Below are 15960 nucleotides of genomic sequence, written 5' to 3'. Positions count from 1 at the left end.
ATCATAAAACGTCTATTATAGGTGCATCGTTTCGTCTGGCGGCGCGCAAATAAGCACTTCTAGCTCGAGGGTTACGCTGAATTTCATCCAAACTTGGACTGATGCGTTTGGGTTTATCAAAATATTTTGTGCGTTTTGGTGCAATCAATAATTGGTCGTCTCCATCCCATTTGCCGCGACTGTGATTGTTTAAAAACTGTTTAATTAAACGGTCTTCAAGTGAATGAAAACTAATCACTGCCAAATGTCCATTAGGCTTTAAATGGGTCAAACTTTGATTTAAAAAAGTTTTGATATCGCCCAATTCGTTATTAATAAAAATTCTTAATGCCTGAAAACTTTGTGTTGCAGGATGTTTGCCTTTTTGCCAAGCAGGATGAGCGGCTTTGATTACTTCAGCAAGTTTTAAGGTTGAATCATAATTATCCATCTGTTTGATGGCTTTGGCAATTCTTCGCGAGTGGCGCTCTTCACCATATTCATACAAAACATTAGCGAGTGTTTCTTCGTCAACTGTCGCCAGCCACTGCCCAACCGATTGCCCGCGTGTAGTATCCATGCGCATATCCACCAAACCATCACGCATAAAACTAAAACCACGACTGCCATCATCAAGCTGTGGGCTTGATACCCCCAAATCTGCCAAAATACCATCAACCAATGGTATATCAAGCTGTTTTAAATGAGTGGCTAGATTAGCAAAACTATCATGAACCACTAAAATACGACTGTCATGATTGGCTAAATATTGAGCGGTTTTGATGGCTTGAGGGTCTTTATCAAAAACAAGCAAACGCGCATCATCTGCTAAGTAATCAAGCAATAATTGACTATGACCACCTCGCCCAAATGTAGCATCAACAAATACTCCAGAAGCATTTTGATGGCCACCTAAAACCGCATCTACTGTTTCATGCAATAAAACAGTTTGATGAGTAAAATCATCACAAGGCAAGTTTTGCTTGTCAATCATATCAAGTCCGAAAAATATTGCTTAATCATTAAATCTTTATCAACAGCAAAAACCCATATTCAAACGACGACAAAACCAAGCGGCAACCACTTGGTTTTGCAGAATAATGAATTATTTTGCCGCTTCTTTTTTAGCTTCTTCTGGCTTAGTTTGTTGTGCTAGCTTTTGAAGTTCCGCCATTTGAGCTTCTTGCTTAGCTTTAGCATCAGCTTGAGCTTTTTTGGCGGTGGCTTCATCCAATAACTCAACCGTAAAAATCAACACACTATTTGGTTCAATATTGGGATTGCCTGTTTCACCATACGCCAAATCAGATGGGATATACAGTTCATACTTACTGCCAGTATTCATCAATTGCACGCCTTCAGTCCAGCCTTTGATAACCTCGTTTAGGCGAAATGATACAGGCTCACCACGTTCATAAGAGCTGTCAAATACTTTACCATCAATCAGTTTGCCTTCATAGTGTACAGTAACGGTGTCCGTTGCTTTAGGTTTTGCACCAGTGCCTTCAGTAATCACTTTATATTGTAAACCTGAAGCGGTTTTTTGCACCCCTTCTTTTTTCTCATTTTCTGCCAAGAATTTTTCGCCAGCTTCTTTATTAGCTTTGGCTTTAGCTTCTACTTCTTTGGTAATTTCAGCTTCACGTTTTTTCTGATATTCCATCAGTACTTTTTCCATTTGTTCTTGGGTCAAAGCACGTTTTTTTTCATCGCCAGAATAACCATCACGAATGCCTTTTTCAAAGGCTTCAATATTTAAATCAGGAATATCATTTTTATTATTGCTACCCATCAAATACCCAAGACTGTAACCAACTTGTTCAAGTTCTGGACTTTTATCAGTAATATTGACAGATTTTGCGGTATTATTACAACCTGTCATCATTAAAAGTGCTGCAACTAAACTGGTGCAAAGAAGTGTTTTTACAGTTTTCATAAATTATCTCAATATAATTTTATAAAGAATAGGCGGTGTATCATAACAAAAATTGTTCTAATACGCCACGATAGAATTACCAAAATTTTAAGGATTTGAATCATTTTGGTATAATTATTGTTAATTTTTTATTGAAAATTGAATAAAATTGATGGGTTTACGTCTTTTTTATGTTGTAATTAAGATAAAAAATGTTATTAATTATTAGAATTGATTATTAAATAAATTATTTTATAATCAATTGTTTATTAAATAATTTAACCAATAAATGAAATGATAAAAGGTTTAAAATGGCATATGATTTAACAAACCGTTTAGTTATTGGACTTGCCTCAAGTGCATTATTTGATTTATCAGATTCTGATAAAGTATTTCGTGAACAAGGCACACAAGCATACCGGCATTATCAACGACAAATGCAATCAATGCCATTGCAAAAAGGAGTAGCTTTTGCTTTTATTGAAAAACTATTATCAATTAATCAAATTAATCCAGAAGACCCACCAATAGAAGTTATTTTATTATCCAAAAATGATCCTGATACAGGATTTCGGGTTATGAATTCAATTGAATATCACAATCTAAATATTTCACGAGCATTATTTTTAGAAGGACGTTACCCACATAAATACATTAATGCATTATCTATTGATTTATTTTTATCTTCCAACCAAGATGATGTACAAAAAGCCATCAATGAAGGATTTGCCGCAGGCCATGTTTTAAAATCACACATCACAGACAATAAAAACGATGACGAACTAAGAGTGGCGCTAGATTTTGACGGGGTGCTTGCCGATGATAGCGCCGAAAAAGTCTTTGCTGACAAAGGTCTTGATGGTTTTCATGAGTATGAAGAATTGCATCAAGATACTGCACACAATCCTGGACCGCTTGCTCATTTTTTAAAAAAGCTATCTGATATTCAAATTCAAGAAGAAGCATTTGCCAGCCAAAACAATGATTATACTCCCAAACTACGCATCAGCATTGTTACAGCTCGTGGCGCTCCATCACACAAACGAGTAATTCACACCATCAGACAATGGGGTGTCCACATTAATGAAGCTTTTTTCTTAGGTGGAGTGTCAAAACGAGAAATTTTAAAAGCGCTCAACCCACAAATTTTCTTTGATGACCAAAAAGTACATTTGGACAATACCATTGATATCTTACCATCGGTGCACATTCCTTTTGGAATTAGAAATATTGATTCAGCATCAATCAACCTCCACGATGATAAGGGTGATGATGAATAATGCTCATGGCTCGGTACAACTGCTCCATTAAAATGACTTTAACCAAAGGGTGGGGCAAGGTTAAATCCGACAATGACCATTTAAAATCTGCTGCTGCCAACACTGTCTTAGATACACCATCAGCACCACCAATAACCAGTGCCACGTCTTGACCATCTTGCATGGCATAGCTTAATCTATCAGCAAGCGTTTCAGTAGAGAGCATTTTACCCGTTACTTCCAAAACCCATAGTTTTTCTTTAGGTAATCGTGCCGCCAAAATCAGCTCACCCTCTTGGAGTTTACATTTATCAATTTCACCTGCTGATGGATTTTTACTTCTTTTAACAGGCGGTATTTCAACAACTTGTACGGTCATCATTAGTAAAATACGCTTAAAATATTCATCAAAGCCCATTTGCACCCAAGTTGGAGCTTTGTGTCCGATACTGATAATTCTTAATTTCATTGATTAAACTCTTTTTTTTAAGTTAAATAAAACCACAAACATTATGAATAAAATCTCATGCATACCAACAAGCAAGCAAATTGGTGATTATTTTGAGGCTTATGCCAAACTTTGGCTGGCTTATCGTGGTTTTGTCATTATTCAAAGCAATTTTAACATACCTAAAACAGGTGAAATTGACATTATTGCTTGCCAGTTTAAAAAACCAACAGCTGTCTTGGTGTTTATAGAAGTACGTGCTCGAAAAAAAAGCAATTATGCAAATGCCAGCCAAAGCATTATCACCTCTAAACAGCATCGCCTACAAAATACTGCCGAATATTTTTTGCAACAACACCCAAAATATGCCAAATTGCCATGCCGATTTGATGCAATTGTGTTTAATTACGACAAAAAGCAGAATATAGGGGCTGAATGGTTGGAGAATATCTTTTAGCTGGCGTGATTTTTGCTTAGGTATAATTAAGAGTTATTAATTGGTAAATTTTCGCTTATCTTTTAAGCAGTTACACCGATTAACATTAATGAAGTCAGAGGCAAAACAATGAAAGCAGCAGCTATAAAAATGGTTTTCACCATAATAATTTCAGGGATTTTAAGTGCATGTGCCAACCAACCAATTACCGCCAATAATAACTATGGTGTACCTGTACTAAACCGCACTCTACCTGAACGCATGATAGACGAGGGTATTGAACACACTTTGATTAAGAATTTACCCAATGTTGCAGGTCTTGAAAACATGAACGAGCGCACACTTCGCGTCGTTGCTGATAGCTTTCGTGGCGAAGTATTACTCACTGGCGAAGTACCAAATGAAGAAGTCAAAGCAGGCATCACAAAAATGGCAGAATCAATGCGTGATGTTAAAAAGGTATACAATTATTTGACTGTGAATTCAACAGCAAAAAGTCCAAGTCATACTGCTCATGAGAACTTTTTAAAGTCTAAGATTCGCGCTAAAATTACCCTTCATGGAAGTAAAGCTAATTCACAGTATAAAATGACCGTACGTAGTGATGTTGTTTATCTTATGGGCTATCTCACCCCAGTTCAACAAGGTCAAATTATTGAGGCTATTGAAGACACTATGGGCATGGAAAAAGTGGTGCTGCTAGCAACCTTGGTTACCGATAATGGTGAAGAATTAAACGCCAGCGACATCATGAGTGATAATTCACCCAACGATATGGTTGCACACGCACCCGAACAAAAAATGTATGGCGCAACAACGGTACGTATGCAAGAAACCCCAACCAGCAGTTACGTTCAGCTTTATAATGGTACAGCAAACCCATAAGATTCAAAGCACACCATAAAAATCTGTGTTCATCATTCTTATGCTTTGATATAATAGACAATTATTGTATCAATTTGTAAACATGAGTGATATATGAACGCAGACGATTTAATCGCCCTACTCAAACCCCATTTTGCTGAAGACGCCCAGATTCAAGCAGTCAATCAAGGTAATAAATTTGAAGTTTTAATTATTGATGATGGCTTTGAAGGTAAACGCCTAGTCGCTCGTCAGCAAATGGTCTATGCCATTGCCAACCCTTTTATTCAAGGCGGTCAAATGCACGCCCTAACCATTCACGCTCTGACTCATGCAGAGTATCAAGCAAAAAAACAAGGTTAGGTGATTATGGATAAATTTAAAATTATTGGTGCTAGCCGCATTGCTGGTGAGGTGGCAATTTCTGGCTCTAAAAATGCAGCTTTACCACTATTGGCTGCCATGCTCTTACCAAACGATGAAACCGTTTTGCATAACGTTCCCACCCTAAAAGACACTGATACTCTGATTAAACTTATTTCAGGCATGGGTATTGCTATCAAAAAAGAAGGTAATACGGTTGTTGCTGATGCTCGTGTTGTTAGCAATTATTATGCTCCTTATGAGTTGGTACGCACCATGCGTGCATCCATCTTGGTTTTAGGTCCACTTTTAGCACGTTTTGGTGAAGCTGAAGTTTCTTTGCCAGGTGGCTGCTCTATCGGTTCTCGCCCTGTTGACCAACATTTAAAAGCCTTTGAAGCGATGGGCGCAACCATCAATGTTGAAAATGGCTACGTCAAAGCCAAAGCCCCAAAAGGTGGTCGTTTAATTGGCTGCGATTTTACGTTTGATATGGTAACCGTAGGCGGAACCGAAAACGTCATCATGGCAGCAGCACTGGCAGATGGCGTTACCCGCCTTGAAAATTGCGCTTGTGAACCTGAAATCGTCAATTTAGCTAACTTATTAGTCGCCATGGGCGCTAAAATCGATGGCATTGGTACAACCACAATGACTATTGAAGGTGTTCATAGTTTACATGGTTGTGAATTTAGCGTGATTGCCGACCGTATTGAAACAGGTTCCTACCTAGCAGGCGCGTTGATGAGCTGTGGAGATGTACTAACAACCAACACATCAGCAGAATTTTTACATCCCGTACTTAAAAAATTTGAAGCTATGGGGGCAGTTATCACCTCAGGCGAAGATTGGATTCGCGCAGTCATGACAAAGCGACCAAAAGCCGTTGATATTCGTACCCAGCCCCACCCTGGCTTTCCTACTGATATGCAAGCTCAGCTAATGGCGGTATGCTGTTTAGCTGAAGGCACCAGCACCATCATTGAAAATATTTTTGAAAATCGCTTTATGCACGTTCCAGAACTTCAGCGTTTGGGCGCAAACATTCGAGTGGATGGCCATACGGCGGTTGTAACAGGCGTAGAAAAATTCACCCCTGCCCCCGTTATGGCAACGGATTTACGTGCATCGATGTCGCTTGTAATGGCAGCAGCTTGTGCTGATGGTGAAAGTATTATTGACCGCATTTATCATATTGATAGAGGTTATGATGATGTGGAAAATAAACTACGCAATCTTGGCGTAAATATTCAAAGAATCAAATAAACTGATTTTGCTGATGGTGCCTATATTGCGTTTTGCACATAGGTTTTTACAAATGGATTTTAGGCGATATTATCTTAAGGTGCATTTAATCGTATTTATTTGATAGCATTTGTTTGATGGTATTTGCCTAACTTGATTTGAAAAATAGGGAAAATAATATGAATCAACGGTTTGACGGTTTGACCATTGCTTTATCCAAGGGTCGAATTTTGGAAGAAACGCTACCTTTATTTGCCAAAGCTGATATTTGTCCTTTGGAAGACGTTCATCATTCTCGTAAGCTGATTTTTCAAACCACCAATCCTGATGTAAATTTTTTGATTTTACGAGCATCTGATGTACCAACTTATGTAGAACATGGGGCGGCTGATATTGGTGTGGCAGGAAAAGATGTTTTAATGGAATATAATGCCAGCGTTTATGAACTGCTGGATTTAAAAATTGCCAAATGCCGTCTAATGACAGCGGGTATTGCTGGTCAAACCTTACCCAGCCGCCGCTTACGTATTGCAACAAAATACGCGAATGTTGCCCGTCAATACTTTGCCAACAAAGGCATGCAGGTGGATATCATCAAACTGTATGGTTCTATGGAACTTGCGCCACTTGTGGGACTGGGTGATTTGATTGTAGATGTGGTAGATACAGGCAATACCTTGCGCGCCAATGGGCTTGAACCTTTAGATGAGATTTGTCAAGTATCCTCACGACTGATTGCCAATCCTGCCAGTTATAAACGAAAAGTTGCCCAGCTAACACCTATTTTGAGCATCCTAAACAATACTGTTGCTCAGTTATAAGCAAATTACAATAAGCAAAACAGGGAATTATCATGCAAATCAAAATCTTATATGCTGACACCCCAAATTTTCAAAAGCAATTGATTGATTTATTAGCTTTTGAGACTGTAACTGACAATCAGCTTATTCAAACTGTGGACACCATCATTCAAAAAGTAAGACAAAATGGCGACAACGCATTACTTGAATTGACCCAAACGTTAGATAGACATCCTGCAACCAGCATCGATGAACTGTTTATTGACTCAAATACCTTAAAGCAAGCCTTTGATAATCTTGCAGATGAAGTCAAGCACGCCTTAGAACTATCAGCTCAGCGTATTTTTTCATTTCACCAACACCAAAAAGAATCTGGGTTTTTATTTACAGACGAATTAGGCAATACATTAGGACAAAAAGTAACGCCCCTTGACCGTGTAGGCATTTATGTGCCGGGAGGGTTAGCAAGCTATCCATCAAGTGTGTTGATGAATGCTATTCCTGCCAAAGTTGCAGGTGTTGGCAACATCACGATGGTTGTCCCTGCTCCAAATGGTGAACTTAATCCATTGGTTTTAGCGGCAGCATATTTAGCAGGTGTTAATACGGTAATTACCATTGGCGGAGCCCAAGCAGTTGCCGCATTAGCGTATGGCACAAACAGTATTCAAAAAGTGGATAAAATCACAGGTCCTGGCAATAAATATGTTGCTGCCGCCAAACGCGCCGTTTTTGGTCAGGTAGGCATTGATATGATAGCAGGACCATCCGAAGTGTTGGTATATGCTGAAGGCGAACAGCAAGATAATGCCGATTGGCTGGCAATGGATTTATTATCCCAAGCTGAGCATGACACCGTTGCTCAAGCTATTTTTGTAACCACCTGCAAAAAACAGCTCCAAGATGTAAAAAATGCCATCGAAAAAGCCTTGTTATCGCTACCAAAATCAGAGATTGCCAGAACCGCTTTACAAAATCGTGGGGCGCTAATTTGGGTAAAAGACAGACAGCAAGGCATTGATGTTATCAACCAGGTTGCGCCAGAACATCTGGAACTGTCATTAGATAGTCCAGAATTGGTTGAAACACACATTCGTCATGCAGGGGCGATTTTTATGGGAAGACACACCCCCGAAGCAATTGGTGATTATTGTGCTGGCAGCAATCATGTACTGCCAACCTCTGGTACAGCACGTTTTAGTTCGCCACTTGGGGTTTATGATTTTTGCAAAAAATCATCTCTCATTTATTGCACTGATGCAGGCAGTCAAATTTTAGCAAAAACTGCTGATATCTTAGCCAAACAAGAAAATTTAGACGCTCACGCTTTATCGGCACGTTACCGCTATACTGATGAAAATCTATAACCAAATTAAGAACATATAAAATAAAACTAAAAAAGGTGAAAAAATGGCCATTAACAACCGTCTTTGGAGCGCCAAGGTTCGCAATCTTAATCCTTATATACCCGGCGAACAGTCCAAACAAGAAAACTTATGTAAACTCAATACTAATGAAAATCCTTTTCCGCCAAGCCCAAAAGCTATCAACGCTATGCGTGAGGCTTTAGCAAACAGCAGTGATAATTTACGGCTATATCCAGAACCTGAATCAATCACTTTGCGTGATGAAATCGTAAAATATTACAATCACTATTATCCAGAAATGACACATGATAATGTTTTTGTTGGCAATAGTTCTGATGAAGTGCTGGCATTGATATTTTCGTGTTTTTTTGTCAAAGACCGACCGCTTTTGATGCCTGATGTCAGTTACAGTTTTTATCCTGTTTATGCTCAACATTATGGCATTACCACTCAAAGCATCCCTCTAAAGGCTGATTTTAGCATTGATACTGATGATTATCGCATTCCTTGTGGCGGCATTATTTTGGCAAACCCTAATGCGCCCACAAGTATTTTATTGGGCTTGGATAAAATTCGTAAACTTGCCAGCGAACACCCAAATTCAGTGATTGTCATTGATGAGGCCTATATTGATTATGCTGACGAACCAAAAAACGCATCGGCAATTGGATTGATTAAAGAATTTGACAACATTGTTGTGGTACAAACTTTTTCAAAATCTCGCGCACTGGCAGGCTTGCGAGTTGGTATGGCGTTTGCTTGCCCAAGTTTAATTACCGCTTTAACAATCCTAAAAAACAGTTTTAACAGTTATCCTTTAGATATGTTAGCACAAATAGGGGCAGCGGCTAGCATTGCAGATTCTGAATATTTTGAAGAAAAACGATTAGAAGTCATACACTTAAGAAATAAACTGGAAAAATCACTAACCGCACTGGGCTTTGAGGTCTTACCATCAGCAACCAATTTTGTCTTTGTTAAACCCAACCACAAGACGCTCAACGCTCAAAATATTGCTGATAAACTACGCGAACAAGGCATTTTGGTTCGTCATTTTAGTCATATACGCACCAAAGATTATTTGCGTATCACTGTAGGCACAGCTGAACAAAACTTACGTTTGATACAAGCACTGCAAGAGCTGGTTTGGTTTGCTTAATACATTGGGCTGATTTTTAACATTAATCAAAATTAAGTAATTGCATACTGTGCAAATCGGTACTTTTTGGACTGTTAGCAAGCAAATCATTAAGTGCATACAGTGCGTCATCAAGCGTTTCTAAAGTTGCCGATTCGCTTTTTTCTAGGCGAAATTTGCCTTGCACAGCCAAAATATGAGCCTCCAACTGACTTTTGGATTCTTGTAAATAAGTTGTCATCACATCCTTATCGCGATGAGTAGCAGCACTGATTGCCAGCGATAACAACATGCTACTATCATGCAATAACAAGTCGTTGTAAGTAATATTTTTGGTTTGGTTAGTTTGTCTGCGTAAAAATGCTTGAATATCTCGCATTTTAATGATGTGCGCCTGCCAAGAATCAGGCTGCTTTTTTAAGGCAGTAATGTATTCAATATCCATTTGCAAACTTTTGATAAGTGCTGATTTAATAGGCGCAGATAAACCTTTTAAATCATTTAACTGCAAACGAATCACCGATAAAACAGTTAGAGCTTTTTCATACTCGCCACGTTTATACAATTCGTTTGCCAAAGCCACTTCTACTTGCACCAAAGCACCATCGTGATTTTCACCAACCTTTTTTTCCGTAGGCGTCTGCCCATATAACGATGTCATCGCAAATAAGCGGTCATCCATATCGTTAAGTCTAGTGTCGACAGTGGCGATTTTTTCTAAACGGTTATTGACGTCACTAGATAAGGTTTCAAAAGAAGTGTAAAGCCAAACAATGCCGCTTCCTAAAAGCGCAATCATTAGCCACAAAATTCGCATCAAAACTCGCCACGCTTTTTCGCTTTGTTGGTCGGTTTTGATGGGATTTGGCAAATCGGACTGATTGGGGTTTTTAGGGTGCATAATCATCTCTAAAATCTATTAAATAATTGGTAACTGCATGCTGGATATGGGATTTTTGCAAGTTATTCACTAAAACTATCTGAGCCTTTGGATAAGCCTGCTTGACTAAACGATACAACCTATCACCAAACGCCAAATAAATAAAATCACCTTTAGCATTTAAACTTTGCCAATTATTCAAAGCAAATTCACTGCTGATAAGTACAAATGTTATTTTATTGACTATATGCGGCTGAATTTGGGTAAAATTTTGAAGTAAATTGTTGGGCTTTTTTCTTTGATAACTATCTAAAGTAAACACCCCAACACCTCTGGCAACAAGCGTGTCATGCAATAACATTCGCCCACCAATGCCTTTTATTATTAAAAGATGGTCGTTAGGTGTAAGGTTTTTAACAACATCTAGCCCAAGCATGCCTTCATTATTCATTGGCAAGCCATTATCTTCAGGATTGATTGCTTGAATTCCCATATTTATCAGAGCTTGTTGTGTGGCATGACCTACGGCAATAACGGTTGTATCGCTTAAAAAACAAGCATCTTGTTGGTAATACTGCAAATAATACACCAATCTTTTAGCAGCATGCACACTCACCACCACTATCGCTGAAAAAAATCCAGTTAGCAGTTTTTGTAAGGTTATTTGTGCATTACTGGAGAGCTGTTCGGGCTTAAATGTACAAATTTCAATCAAAGGTAAATCCAAAGTGGTTATGGATAAATTAGTTTTGTCATTAAATCCATTGCTACCGAATCTGTACTGACCGCCTAATGGGCGGGTGTTTAAAAAAACAGCCTCAATCATGGGCGGCGTAAACTTGTTGCAAAATCGCTTTTGCGCCTTGATTCAATAGCGTTTGTGCGATACTTTTACCCAAATTTTCAGCATCAATCATTGATAACTGGCTTAATGCGATGGTTTGTTTTGCTTTTAACAATGTTTTTCCATCTGGTGTACCAACCCGCCCTTCTAAGGTTAAATTACCATCATTCAAAGTGGCAAAACCAGCAATTGGCACTTGACAGCCACCTTCAAGTTCAGTGTTCATGGCTCTTTCAGCACAAACACAAAGGGCGGTTTTATCATCATTGAGTGGTTTTAGCAGTGATAAAATTGCAGCATCATCACGACATTCAATCGCAAGCGCACCTTGACCAACCGCAGGCAAACTAATGTGAGTGGCTAGCTCGTGGCGAATGCGTGTATCCAGCCCCAATCTTTGCAGTCCGCTCGTTGCCAAAATAATTGCATCAAACTCACCATCATCAAGTTTTTGCAGGCGTGTGCCAACATTGCCGCGTAAAGATTTAATAGCAATATCAGGACGATAAGCACGAATTTGGCATTCTCTTCTTAAACTGGACGTTCCCAAAACCGCACCAACGGGCAAATCCTCTAAGGCATTAAATTGATTGGAAACAAAAGCATCAGTTGGCGCATGACGTTTACAATAAGCTCCAATCACCAGCCCTTCAGGTAAAACCATCGGTACATCTTTTAAAGAATGAACAGCAATATCAGCTTGTTTTGATAATAAAGCATTTTCCAGCTCTTTAACAAACAAACCTTTTCCGCCAATTTTTGCCAATGGTGTATCTAAAATCTTATCGCCTTTGGTGGTCATGGTTAAAAGTTTGATTTCGATATCAGGATATAATATCTGTAAGTGCTGTTTGATAAAATTAGCTTGCCATAACGCAAGCGGGCTTTGGCGAGTCGCGATGGTGATTGTCTTGATGGACTGCATATTTTTTCTCGTTTATTTTTTGGTAAAAGATATTTAATTTATCTTATTTACAAACTTTTTTGATTCATTTAGTTTATTAAAAAGGAACATCGCTTTGCCATTGCAGCCAAACATTTTTGGTTGGATGTTTTAAGCGCAGTCGATGAGCATGTAAAGCCAAACGTGGCAACAAAGCCAAAGCCAAGCCTTCTGCATAAATAGGGTCGCCAAGCATGACATGATTTATATGCAACATATGCACTCTAAGCTGATGACTTCTTCCAGTTATTGGAAATAATTGAACCCTGGTAATATCGTGGGTGTGACCTAAAGTGTCTGTTTTTGATTCAATACCCAAAACCTGATAATTGGTTACTGCCTGTTTAGCCCAAGAAATATCCGTAATATGACGGGGTTTGGTGGTTGGTTCATAACGCACAGGGATATCTATCGTACCATTTTGAGAGGTCATCTTACCATAAACTAAGGCTTGATATTCTTTTTGAGGCAAACGCTGTATAAATTGTTTGCCAATATGCGTTTGAGCAGCGGCATGTTTAGCAAAGATAATCAGTCCTGAGGTATCCATATCCAACCGATGAATCAATTTAATCTTGGGATTTACTTTGAGTAAACGAGATTGTAAACTTACCTTTAAAATACGCCCATCAACGCTCAAAAGCCCAGCGGGTTTATCCAAAACCCAAATATCTTCATCTTCATAAACAGTGATGTTTTGAATGAAATTTTTAAAAAATTCAATCGTGTAATCAGATTCTTGAGCATTTAACTCATTAATCCTATCATCGGTTAATGTCATAGCTTTAATCAATTAAACAAATAAAAGCATATTGTAAAACAAATCTCAAAAATAAAATACAGTCCTTGATAAAACAAAATTATACCCCATCTTGAAATTTGCTATACTAGCATCCCATTTTAAATAAATTACAAAATGGGTTTTGTTAAAATTAGACCACCATCAAACCAAAGTTTATCTAAACTAATTTTAATCAAATTTTTCACAAATAAGGAGTAAAAATGTCTCATATTATTGAAACGACCGATGCTACGTTTGATGCCGATGTTTTAGGCGGACGCGATGTTGTTTTACTTGATATTTGGTCGCCATCGTGTGGACCATGTTTGGCAATGTTGCCATCTTTGGAACAAGTTGCTGAAGAATATCAAGGTCGTGCCAAAGTTGTTAAAATCAATGCTCAGTCCAATCCTGAAACTGCTGTGCGTTTTGGTGTGCGTTTTGTGCCTACCTTGATTGTTTTTAAAGATGGCGAAAAACTAGAATCGGTGCATGGCGCCCGTTCAAAAGCTGAACTTGCTCAAATGATTGACAAGTATTTATAATCAAATACAAACTTGTTGTATTGATGATTTTGATAAAGTCTCAATTTACTCATCACCATAGGTAAATTGGGATTTTTATTTCTCAATTGGTGATAAATTCACAAAAAACATTGACAAAACACTTGCAAAGCCTTACTATAACAAGCCCTAAGGGATAATCCTATCCCAATCTAAATGAAATTCCCATCTTTTTATCTTATCATCACAAATATTTGATGCGTTTTTATGCATCATGATAATTTATTTATAACCTTATGAATCTAACCGAACTCAAACGAAAATCAGTAGGCGAATTGCTACACATTGCCGAGCAAATGGGCATGGATAATATGGCACGTAGCCGCAAACAGGATATTATTTTTGCCATTTTAAAAACCCATGCTCATAATGGTGAACCAATTTATGGCGATGGCGTACTGGAAATTTTACCCGATGGATTTGGGTTTTTGCGTTCTAGTGAAGGTTCTTATTTGGCAGGTCCAGATGATATTTATGTCAGCCCAAGCCAAATTCGCCGTTTTAACCTGCAAACAGGAGATTCTATCGCGGGTCAAATTCGCCCACCCAAAGATTCGGAACGCTATTTTGCATTACTCAAAGTTAGTGAAATCAACTTTGACACCCCTGACCGCTCTCGCCATAAATTAATTTTTGAAAATCTAACCCCACTATTTCCCACCCAGCAGCTGCGTTTGGAAGTTGGTAATGGTACAACTGAAGATTTAACAGGACGAGTGATTGACTTAATTGCTCCAATTGGCAAAGGTCAGCGTTCCATTATTGTTGCTCCGCCTAAAGCTGGTAAAACCGTTTTACTGCAAAGCATTGCCCAAGCCATCACCAAAAATCATCCAGAGTGCTATGTAATTGTGCTATTAATTGACGAACGCCCAGAAGAAGTAACCGAAATGCAGCGCACGGTTCGTGGTGAAGTGGTAGCATCAACGTTTGACGAGCCGCCTCAGCGCCACATTCAAGTAGCTGAAATGGTCATTGAAAAAGCCAAGCGACTGGTTGAACATAAACAAGATGTTGTGATTTTATTGGATTCCATTACACGATTAGCAAGGGCGTATAATACTGTTATCCCCTCTAGTGGCAAAGTTTTAACTGGTGGTGTAGATGCGCACGCTTTAGAACGTCCAAAACGCTTTTTTGGAGCGGCACGCAATGTTGAAGAAGGCGGCAGCTTGACAATTATCTCAACTGCACTGACTGATACAGGTTCAAAAATGGACAGTGTGATTTTTGAAGAATTTAAAGGCACAGGCAACCAAGAAATCACACTTGAACGCGATTTGGCAGAAAGACGTATTTTCCCCGCTATTAATATCAAAAAATCCAGCACTCGCCGTGAGGAGCGTCTGCTGGATGAGGAAACATTACGACGCGTTTGGGTACTGCGCAAACTTTTACAACCCATGGAAGACAGCGTTGCAACCGAATTTTTACTTGACCGCCTAAAAAATTCTAAAACAAATGATGAGTTTTTTACCAGTATGACCAAAGGCTGAGCGCGATAGTTAATTAAAATTTATGCAATTTTTAAATTATGTTGCGCAAATTTATATGCTAAATTACAAAACTGCATGAAATTTTCATTAATATTTACATTTTTGTAAAAATTAGGTGTAAAATGTCTTTTACTTTTTTTTGCTTTAAGATATAATGCGAACAAACAAAAGAAAGGAACCCATAATTTAAGATGTATTGTGTAAAAATTTAGGTTTTTTTCTGTTATTCACTCAATGGAGAAATGTATGAAAGCTAAATTAGCTATTACTGCTTTAATCGCATCACTAGCTCTTACTGCTTGCCAAAAGCCAGCTGATAAGCCAGCTGACACACCAAAACCAGAAGCTACTGATGCTGCAAAACCTGCTGATGCTGCTGCTGCAGATGCCGCTAAAGCTGGTGCAGCTGCCGCTGACGCTGCTGATGCTGCAAAAGATGCTACCAAACACGCTGCAGAAGCTACTGCTGACGCTGCCAAAGCTGGTGCAGAAGCTACTGCTGACGCTGCCAAAGCTGGTGCAGAAGCCGCTAAAGATGCTGCAAAAGGTGCTGCTGAAGCTACTGCTGACGCTGCCAAAGCTGGTGCAGAAGCCGCTGCTGACGCTGCTAAAGCTGGTGCTGACGCTGCAAAAGGTGCC

18 protein-coding genes are annotated in these 15960 nt (G+C 38.8%); 11 read left to right on the top strand and 7 right to left on the bottom strand.

All coding sequences use genetic code 11. The annotated features are described in order from the left end of the window. Nucleotide 1 precedes the first annotated feature (1 nt). Nucleotides 2-973: a 16S rRNA (cytosine(1402)-N(4))-methyltransferase RsmH gene (gene rsmH, locus ACZBKJ_RS08385; RefSeq protein ID WP_463200574.1), complete on the bottom strand. Its 972-nt coding sequence runs from the start codon at nt 971-973 to the stop codon at nt 2-4. 111 nt (nt 974-1084) lie between these two features. Then, the gene (locus ACZBKJ_RS08380) at nt 1085-1915 is read right to left on the bottom strand and encodes an FKBP-type peptidyl-prolyl cis-trans isomerase (protein WP_463200573.1); all 831 of its coding nucleotides are present in this window, start codon (nt 1913-1915) and stop codon (nt 1085-1087) included. A gap of 290 nt (nt 1916-2205) precedes the next feature. Between ACZBKJ_RS08380 and ACZBKJ_RS08375 the strand changes: the two genes are divergently transcribed. Then, the gene (locus tag ACZBKJ_RS08375; RefSeq protein WP_463200572.1) at nt 2206-3174 is read left to right on the top strand and encodes a 5'-nucleotidase; all 969 of its coding nucleotides are present in this window, start codon (nt 2206-2208) and stop codon (nt 3172-3174) included. Here ACZBKJ_RS08375 and rlmH read toward each other — a convergent pair. Beyond that, nucleotides 3140-3622 carry a 23S rRNA (pseudouridine(1915)-N(3))-methyltransferase RlmH gene (rlmH, locus tag ACZBKJ_RS08370; RefSeq protein ID WP_463200571.1) on the bottom strand — a complete coding sequence of 161 codons (483 nt, stop codon included), beginning with the start codon at nt 3620-3622 and terminating at the stop codon, nt 3140-3142. The genes ACZBKJ_RS08375 and rlmH overlap by 35 nt on opposite strands. Nucleotides 3623-3665: 43 nt before the next feature. On the opposite strand from rlmH, the gene ACZBKJ_RS08365 reads away from it, so the two are divergent. The 7 genes from ACZBKJ_RS08365 to hisC all read left to right on the top strand — a co-directional run bounded on the left by ACZBKJ_RS08365 (nt 3666) and on the right by hisC (nt 9835). Continuing rightward, nucleotides 3666-4058: a YraN family protein gene (locus tag ACZBKJ_RS08365; RefSeq protein WP_463200570.1), complete on the top strand. Its 393-nt coding sequence runs from the start codon at nt 3666-3668 to the stop codon at nt 4056-4058. A gap of 108 nt (nt 4059-4166) precedes the next feature. Then, the gene (locus ACZBKJ_RS08360) at nt 4167-4922 is read left to right on the top strand and encodes a BON domain-containing protein (RefSeq protein ID WP_463200569.1); all 756 of its coding nucleotides are present in this window, start codon (nt 4167-4169) and stop codon (nt 4920-4922) included. Between the two features lie 93 nt (nt 4923-5015). Next, a complete protein-coding gene (locus tag ACZBKJ_RS08355; protein ID WP_463200567.1) occupies nt 5016-5264 on the top strand; it encodes a BolA/IbaG family iron-sulfur metabolism protein in 249 nt (82 codons plus the stop codon). Between the two features lie 6 nt (nt 5265-5270). Then, nucleotides 5271-6530: a UDP-N-acetylglucosamine 1-carboxyvinyltransferase gene (gene murA / locus ACZBKJ_RS08350; RefSeq protein ID WP_463200566.1), complete on the top strand. Its 1260-nt coding sequence runs from the start codon at nt 5271-5273 to the stop codon at nt 6528-6530. Between the two features lie 158 nt (nt 6531-6688). Beyond that, complete coding sequence (gene hisG / locus ACZBKJ_RS08345; protein ID WP_463200565.1) at nt 6689-7330, top strand: ATP phosphoribosyltransferase; 642 nt, start codon at nt 6689-6691, stop codon at nt 7328-7330. Nucleotides 7331-7362: 32 nt separating this feature from the next. Further along, complete coding sequence (hisD, locus tag ACZBKJ_RS08340; protein WP_463200563.1) at nt 7363-8676, top strand: histidinol dehydrogenase; 1314 nt, start codon at nt 7363-7365, stop codon at nt 8674-8676. Nucleotides 8677-8719: 43 nt separating this feature from the next. After that, nucleotides 8720-9835 carry a histidinol-phosphate transaminase gene (gene hisC, locus ACZBKJ_RS08335; RefSeq protein WP_463200562.1) on the top strand — a complete coding sequence of 372 codons (1116 nt, stop codon included), beginning with the start codon at nt 8720-8722 and terminating at the stop codon, nt 9833-9835. 22 nt (nt 9836-9857) lie between these two features. Here hisC and ACZBKJ_RS08330 read toward each other — a convergent pair whose 3' ends face one another. The 4 genes from ACZBKJ_RS08330 to ACZBKJ_RS08315 all read right to left on the bottom strand — a co-directional run bounded on the left by ACZBKJ_RS08330 (nt 9858) and on the right by ACZBKJ_RS08315 (nt 13262). After that, the gene (locus tag ACZBKJ_RS08330) at nt 9858-10715 is read right to left on the bottom strand and encodes a hypothetical protein (RefSeq protein ID WP_463200561.1); all 858 of its coding nucleotides are present in this window, start codon (nt 10713-10715) and stop codon (nt 9858-9860) included. Beyond that, nucleotides 10705-11520 carry a uroporphyrinogen-III synthase gene (locus tag ACZBKJ_RS08325; RefSeq protein WP_463200560.1) on the bottom strand — a complete coding sequence of 272 codons (816 nt, stop codon included), beginning with the start codon at nt 11518-11520 and terminating at the stop codon, nt 10705-10707. The genes ACZBKJ_RS08330 and ACZBKJ_RS08325 overlap by 11 nt, the downstream gene beginning before the upstream one ends. Continuing rightward, nucleotides 11513-12454: a hydroxymethylbilane synthase gene (hemC, locus tag ACZBKJ_RS08320; protein WP_463200621.1), complete on the bottom strand. Its 942-nt coding sequence runs from the start codon at nt 12452-12454 to the stop codon at nt 11513-11515. The genes ACZBKJ_RS08325 and hemC overlap by 8 nt, the downstream gene beginning before the upstream one ends. An 85-nt stretch (nt 12455-12539) precedes the next feature. Beyond that, nucleotides 12540-13262, bottom strand: coding sequence for an RluA family pseudouridine synthase (locus ACZBKJ_RS08315; protein ID WP_463200558.1), 723 nt, complete (start codon nt 13260-13262; stop codon nt 12540-12542). Nucleotides 13263-13483: 221 nt separating this feature from the next. Here ACZBKJ_RS08315 and ACZBKJ_RS08310 point away from each other — a divergent pair, with 221 nt between their 5' ends. The 3 genes from ACZBKJ_RS08310 to ACZBKJ_RS08300 form a co-directional block, all read left to right on the top strand. Beyond that, nucleotides 13484-13807, top strand: a complete 324-nt coding sequence (locus ACZBKJ_RS08310) for a thioredoxin family protein (protein ID WP_463200557.1) — start codon at nt 13484-13486, stop codon at nt 13805-13807. A gap of 254 nt (nt 13808-14061) precedes the next feature. After that, nucleotides 14062-15321 (top strand): transcription termination factor Rho, encoded by a 1260-nt coding sequence (gene rho, locus ACZBKJ_RS08305; RefSeq protein ID WP_463200556.1) that lies wholly within the window; start codon nt 14062-14064, stop codon nt 15319-15321. Between the two features lie 246 nt (nt 15322-15567). Continuing rightward, nucleotides 15568-15960: hypothetical protein (locus ACZBKJ_RS08300; RefSeq protein WP_463200554.1), on the top strand; the 393-nt coding region annotated here is incomplete at its 3' end.

Source organism: Moraxella sp. I5G, assembly GCF_055193055.1.
Note: the sequence above shows the minus strand (reverse complement) of the source record. Positions and strands in the feature narration are given on the sequence as shown.

What these genes read in the sequence shown, in the direction of transcription:
- rsmH (WP_463200574.1), bottom strand. Translation starts at nt 973, where the DNA reads ATGATTGACAAGCAAAACTTGCCTTGTGATGATTTTACTCATCAAACT.
- ACZBKJ_RS08380 (WP_463200573.1), bottom strand. Translation starts at nt 1,915, where the DNA reads ATGAAAACTGTAAAAACACTTCTTTGCACCAGTTTAGTTGCAGCACTT.
- ACZBKJ_RS08375 (WP_463200572.1), top strand. Translation starts at nt 2,206, where the DNA reads ATGGCATATGATTTAACAAACCGTTTAGTTATTGGACTTGCCTCAAGT.
- rlmH (WP_463200571.1), bottom strand. Translation starts at nt 3,622, where the DNA reads ATGAAATTAAGAATTATCAGTATCGGACACAAAGCTCCAACTTGGGTG.
- ACZBKJ_RS08365 (WP_463200570.1), top strand. Translation starts at nt 3,666, where the DNA reads ATGAATAAAATCTCATGCATACCAACAAGCAAGCAAATTGGTGATTAT.
- ACZBKJ_RS08360 (WP_463200569.1), top strand. Translation starts at nt 4,167, where the DNA reads ATGAAAGCAGCAGCTATAAAAATGGTTTTCACCATAATAATTTCAGGG.
- ACZBKJ_RS08355 (WP_463200567.1), top strand. Translation starts at nt 5,016, where the DNA reads ATGAACGCAGACGATTTAATCGCCCTACTCAAACCCCATTTTGCTGAA.
- murA (WP_463200566.1), top strand. Translation starts at nt 5,271, where the DNA reads ATGGATAAATTTAAAATTATTGGTGCTAGCCGCATTGCTGGTGAGGTG.
- hisG (WP_463200565.1), top strand. Translation starts at nt 6,689, where the DNA reads ATGAATCAACGGTTTGACGGTTTGACCATTGCTTTATCCAAGGGTCGA.
- hisD (WP_463200563.1), top strand. Translation starts at nt 7,363, where the DNA reads ATGCAAATCAAAATCTTATATGCTGACACCCCAAATTTTCAAAAGCAA.
- hisC (WP_463200562.1), top strand. Translation starts at nt 8,720, where the DNA reads ATGGCCATTAACAACCGTCTTTGGAGCGCCAAGGTTCGCAATCTTAAT.
- ACZBKJ_RS08330 (WP_463200561.1), bottom strand. Translation starts at nt 10,715, where the DNA reads ATGCACCCTAAAAACCCCAATCAGTCCGATTTGCCAAATCCCATCAAA.
- ACZBKJ_RS08325 (WP_463200560.1), bottom strand. Translation starts at nt 11,520, where the DNA reads ATGATTGAGGCTGTTTTTTTAAACACCCGCCCATTAGGCGGTCAGTAC.
- ACZBKJ_RS08315 (WP_463200558.1), bottom strand. Translation starts at nt 13,262, where the DNA reads ATGACATTAACCGATGATAGGATTAATGAGTTAAATGCTCAAGAATCT.
- ACZBKJ_RS08310 (WP_463200557.1), top strand. Translation starts at nt 13,484, where the DNA reads ATGTCTCATATTATTGAAACGACCGATGCTACGTTTGATGCCGATGTT.
- rho (WP_463200556.1), top strand. Translation starts at nt 14,062, where the DNA reads ATGAATCTAACCGAACTCAAACGAAAATCAGTAGGCGAATTGCTACAC.